The organism is Streptomyces sp. (genome assembly GCF_050698815.1).
GTDB lineage: Bacteria > Actinomycetota > Actinomycetes > Streptomycetales > Streptomycetaceae > Streptomyces.
Window position 1 is genome coordinate 1 of record NZ_JBOHCV010000291.1, and the last position, 4,853, is coordinate 4,853.

Genomic DNA, 4,853 nt, shown 5'->3' on the forward strand with positions numbered 1-4,853 from the left:
CCGTGGGGGCGGCCCGCGCGGCGCTGCCCGGCTGGTCCACCACCCCGCCCGCCGAACGCGCCGCCCGGCTCGGCGCGCTGCACGACGCGATGGAGGCGCGCAGGCAGCAGATCGCCGAGACCGTCACCTCCGAACTGGGTGCCCCCCTCGCCTTCTCCAAGGCGGTGCACGCCAGTGTGCCCATCGCGGTCTGCGCAGGGTACGCCGAGCTCGCGGCCGAGTACCCCTTCGAGGAGAAGGTCGGCAACTCCCGCGTCTTCCACGAGCCGGTGGGCGTCGTCGGCGCGATCACGCCCTGGAACTACCCGCTGCACCAGATCGTCGCCAAAGTCGCCCCGGCGCTGGCCGCGGGCTGCACGGTGGTGCTCAAACCGGCCGAGGATACCCCGCTGGTCGCCCAGCTGTTCGCCGAGGCCGTGCACGAAGCGGGCCTGCCCGCCGGGATGTTCAACCTCGTCACCGGGCTGGGCCCGGTCGCCGGACAGGCGCTGGCCGCACACGAGGGCGTCGACCTGGTCTCCTTCACCGGCTCCACGGCCGTCGGCCGGCGGATCGGCGCCGCCGCGGGCGGCGCGGTCAAGCGTGTCGCGCTCGAACTGGGCGGCAAGTCCGCCAACGTCATCCTGCCGGGCGCGGATCTGACGAAGGCCGTCAAAGTCGGCGTCGCCAACGTGATGGCCAACTCCGGCCAGACGTGCAGCGCCTGGACCCGCATGCTCGTCGACGCGGACCGCTACGACGAGGCTGTGCGGCTCGCCGCGGCCGCCGTCGCCAAGTACGTGCCGGGCGACCCGAGGGACGAGACCACCCGGCTCGGCCCCGTCGTCAACGCCAAGCAGCGCGACCGCGTCACCGGCTACATCGCGCAAGGCGTCAAGGAGGGCGCCACGCTGGTGGCGGGCGGCCCGGACGCGCCCGAGGGCCAGGAGGAGGGCTGCTACGTGCGGCCCACCGTCTTCGCCGGTGTCACCCCGGAGATGACCATCGCGCAGGAGGAGATCTTCGGGCCGGTGCTGTCGATCCTGAAGTACGAGGACACCGAGGACGCCGTCCGGATCGCCAACGGCACGGTCTACGGACTCGCGGGCGCCGTCTGGTCCGAGGACGAGGAGGAGGCGGTCGCCTTCGCCCGCCGCCTGGAGACCGGCCAGGTCGACATCAACGGCGGGCGCTTCAACCCCCTCGCCCCGTTCGGCGGTTACAAGCAGTCGGGGGTCGGCAGGGAGCTGGGCAGGCACGGACTGGGGGAGTACCTGCAGACCAAGTCGCTGCAGTTCTGAGCGTTCCGAGCCGGTCACCCCACCCACCCCTTCCTACGTCCAGGAGCCGCCGCATGGTCCGCGCCGCCGTACTCTCCGCCGTCGGAGCACCGCTCGAACTCACCGGGATCGAGCTGCCGCAGCCCGGCCCCGGGCAGGTGCGGGTCCGGCTCGCCGCCGCCGGCGTCTGCCACTCCGACCTCTCCCTCTCCAACGGCACCCTGCGCCAGCCCGTACCCGCGGTGCTCGGTCACGAGGGCGCGGGCACCGTCGTCTCCGTCGGCGAGGGCGTCACCACGACCGCGCCGGGCGACCGCGTCGTACTCAACTGGGCGCCCTCGTGCGGCGAGTGCCATTTCTGCGGCCGGCTCTCCGAGCCCTGGCTCTGCCAGCACGCCGGCGCCGGTACGACGGTCCCCTACGCCCGTACCAAGGGGGGCGAGGACCTCTACCCCGGTCTGAGCACCGCCGCCTTCGCCGAGGAGACCGTGGTGCCGGCGCACGCGGTGCTGCCGCTGCCCGCCGGAGTGCCGCTGACCGACGCGGCGCTGCTGGGCTGCGCGGTGCTGACCGGCTACGGCGCGGTGCACCACAGCGCCCGCGTCCGTACGGGCGAGTCCGTGGCGGTCTTCGGCGTCGGCGGCGTCGGCCTGGCCACGCTCCAGTCGGCGCGGATCGCCGGCGCGGGGCCGGTCATCGCGGTCGATGTCTCCCCGGCGAAGGAGGAGCTGGCGCGGGCGGCCGGCGCCACCGACTTTCTCATCGCCTCCGAGACCACCGCGAAGGAGATACGCGCACTGACCGGCGGCTTCGGCGCGGATGTCGCCATCGAGTGCGTGGGGCGGGGCGAGACCATCCAGACCGCCTGGAACTCCACCCGGCGCGGCGGCCGTACGACCGTCGTCGGCGTCGGCGGCAAGGAACAGCAGGTACGGCTCTCCGCGCTGGAGATCTTCTACTTCGCGCGCACCCTCACCGGCTGCGTCTACGGCAACTGCGACCCCGCCCGCGATCTGCCCGTACTGGGGGAGCACGTACGGGAGGGGCGGCTGGACCTGGGCGCCCTGGTGACCGAGCGGATAGCGCTGGACGGCATCCCGGCGGCCTTCGACGCGATGCTGGCGGGGCGCGGAGGCCGCGCCCTGGTGGTCTTCGAGAACTAGTGCCGGTCACGGCACTGGCGCGAAGCTCCGCCGGGACGGCGGCTAAGCAGGTGCTCAGTTGCCGTTGTATGGTGTTCGCCCGGTCGAGGGGAAGGCGGACACGATGGCATCTCAGACGGGGCCCCCGGCCTCGGAGGGCGGTCACGTGACGGCCGACGAATCCTTCGAGGGTGTCTCCCCGGACGCCGCCCGGCGGCTGTTGCTGGGCGCGGTGGAGGCCTTCGCCGAGCGCGGCTTCCACGCCACCACCACTCGCGACATCGCGGGCCGGGCGGGCATGAGTCCGGCAGCGCTCTACATCCACTACAAGACCAAGGAAGAACTGCTCTTCCAGATCAGCAAGGTCGGCCACGAGCGTTCCGTCGGCGTGCTGGCCGAGGCGGCGGGGAGCGGCGGCAGCGACGCGGACCGGCTGGCTCGCGCGGTGCGCTCCTTCGTGCGCTGGCACGCCGAGCACCACACCACCGCACGTGTCGTGCAGTACGAACTGGCGGCGCTCGGCGAGCGGCACTACGAGGAGATCGTCGCGCTGCGGCGGCGCAGCGAGGAGATCCTGCGCGGAGTGCTGGAGAGCGGTGACGCGTCAGGTGAGTTCGAGGTCGCCGACATCCGCGGCACGACTCTCGCGGTGATGTCGCTGTGCATCGACGTGGCCCGCTGGTACAGCCCCACGGGCCGCAGGACGCCGGAGGAGATCGGCACGCTCTACGCCGACCTCGTCCTGCGGATGGTCTGCGCAGGGTCGAAGCTCACCAGAAGTAGCGGCTGAGGGTCTCCGCCACGCAGACGGGCTTCTCGCCGCCCTCAACCTCCACCGTCACCTTCGCGGCGACCTGCACACCACCGCCGGCCTCGCTGACCTCCGCCAGTTCCGCCCGTGCCCGCACCCGGGACCCCACCGGCACCGGCGCGGGGAACCGGACCTTGTTGACGCCGTAGTTGACGCCCATGCGCATCCCCTCCACGCGCATGATCTGCGGTACGAGGGCCGGCAGCAGGGAGAGCGTCAGATAGCCGTGCGCGATGGTCGTCCCGAAGGGGCCGTCCTTCGCCCGGGCCTGGTCGACGTGGATCCACTGGTGGTCGCCCGTCGCGTCCGCGAACAGGTCGACCCGCTTCTGGTCGACCTCAAGCCAGTCGCTGACGCCCAGCTCCTCGCCGACCGCCGCCGCCAGTTCGTCCGTCGAGGTGAAGACCCGGGGCTCCGCCATCCGTACAACCTCCCAAGTGGATATCGCGCCAGCCGCATCGCTAAGCGCTTGCTCAGCATGCTGCGCGGCCGGCGCGCCTGTCAACGCCCGGCCGGGCGGGAGAGAGGTTCCGGAGGTCCTGGAGCCCCAGCGGGTCACCCCCGCGAAGCGGCCATCGCCCCCAGGCCGGAACGGAAGCCACGGGTGGCGAGGCGTATGACGTCTGTCCCGACGTCCTCGTCCATGGCGGTGATCATGCGGCGCAGCACGTCCGCGAGCCGCGGCGTGGGCGGCGTGGCGGGGTCACATGGAAGCAACGACCGGCCACCCCAGGTCAGGCGGTGCCATTCGTCGTGCGGCGCCGGCTGTCTGATTCCGTCGCGTTTCTCCGCCCTGCGCCGGGACGCCACCTCCGACTCGTAGGCGAGCCAGACCGAACGGGCCTCCTCCAGCTCGTCCAGGGCGGCGACCAGCAGCTCCGGATCGGGCTCACGGTCGTCCGGCCGGATACCGGCGCGGGCACACAGGTGCTGCCAGGTGGCACGGTGTCCGTAGGGTGCGAAGCGCTCCAGACATTTGCGCAGCGCCTGACGGCGCTGGGACGGATCTCTGTACGGGTCGCGAACCTGCTCTGCGAGGGCTCTGAAACCGGCCAATCATCCCACCTCCGACGGGAGTGGACCCGACTCGTCGGCGATGTGACGTAGCCGCCGCACAATCGGATCCCCCCGTTGCGAAGCTCACTTGGTTCAGGTCGTTCAGGTCGTCCGGGCCGGGTTGGTCGAACCCGCCTTCCGGGCTCGGTGAACTACCCGGTATGGCGCGGGGCACGCGTGAATGAAAGGAATTCTCACGGGGTCCTCATGACTTCTCACATACTTCTCATCAGGTGTGAAGACCTGGCAAAGGTCCATGCCGACCGCCAACGCGGGGCCGCCGCCCTCCAGTTGGCCAAGCCGCGAGATGGGTGCGAAGGCCTGACGACGCGGCGGTGCCGCCCTCCCCGATACGTGTACGCGGCAACGGATCTACGGCATCATCGGTCCGGGTGTCAGGGTGGAGGGGCTGGTCACAGCCGTGGAGCCGCGCCCCGTCACGGACAGGCCGTCGTCCGGCTCTTCCCCCATCACATACCGACTGGTTAGTCTGCCGCAGCGGGGAGAGCCGACGCGGAACAGCGAAGGGGAAGTGCGGGATGGAGTCTTTGCGCGACAGCGGGGTGGTCGTCACCGGTGCGGGAG

At 71.5% G+C, this 4,853-nt stretch carries 5 protein-coding genes; 3 read left to right on the forward strand and 2 right to left on the reverse strand.

Going from position 1 to position 4,853, the window contains the following annotated elements; translation table 11 throughout:
- The 3 genes from ACRDP3_RS10500 to ACRDP3_RS10510 all read left to right on the forward strand — a co-directional run.
- Positions 1 to 1,280: aldehyde dehydrogenase family protein (locus ACRDP3_RS10500; protein WP_431516603.1), on the forward strand; the 1,280-nt coding region annotated here is incomplete at its 5' end.
- Between the two features lie 53 nt (positions 1,281 to 1,333).
- The gene (locus ACRDP3_RS10505) at positions 1,334 to 2,422 is read left to right on the forward strand and encodes a Zn-dependent alcohol dehydrogenase (RefSeq protein ID WP_431516604.1); all 1,089 of its coding nucleotides are present in this window, start codon (positions 1,334 to 1,336) and stop codon (positions 2,420 to 2,422) included.
- A gap of 103 nt (positions 2,423 to 2,525) precedes the next feature.
- Positions 2,526 to 3,191, forward strand: a complete 666-nt coding sequence (locus ACRDP3_RS10510; protein WP_431516605.1) for a TetR/AcrR family transcriptional regulator — start codon at positions 2,526 to 2,528, stop codon at positions 3,189 to 3,191.
- Here ACRDP3_RS10510 and ACRDP3_RS10515 read toward each other — a convergent pair.
- Positions 3,172 to 3,633, reverse strand: a complete 462-nt coding sequence (locus tag ACRDP3_RS10515; protein ID WP_431516606.1) for a MaoC family dehydratase — start codon at positions 3,631 to 3,633, stop codon at positions 3,172 to 3,174. The genes ACRDP3_RS10510 and ACRDP3_RS10515 overlap by 20 nt on opposite strands.
- Before the next feature lie 134 nt (positions 3,634 to 3,767).
- The gene (locus tag ACRDP3_RS10520) at positions 3,768 to 4,268 is read right to left on the reverse strand and encodes a hypothetical protein (RefSeq protein ID WP_431516607.1); all 501 of its coding nucleotides are present in this window, start codon (positions 4,266 to 4,268) and stop codon (positions 3,768 to 3,770) included.
- Positions 4,269 to 4,853: the final 585 nt, after the last annotated feature.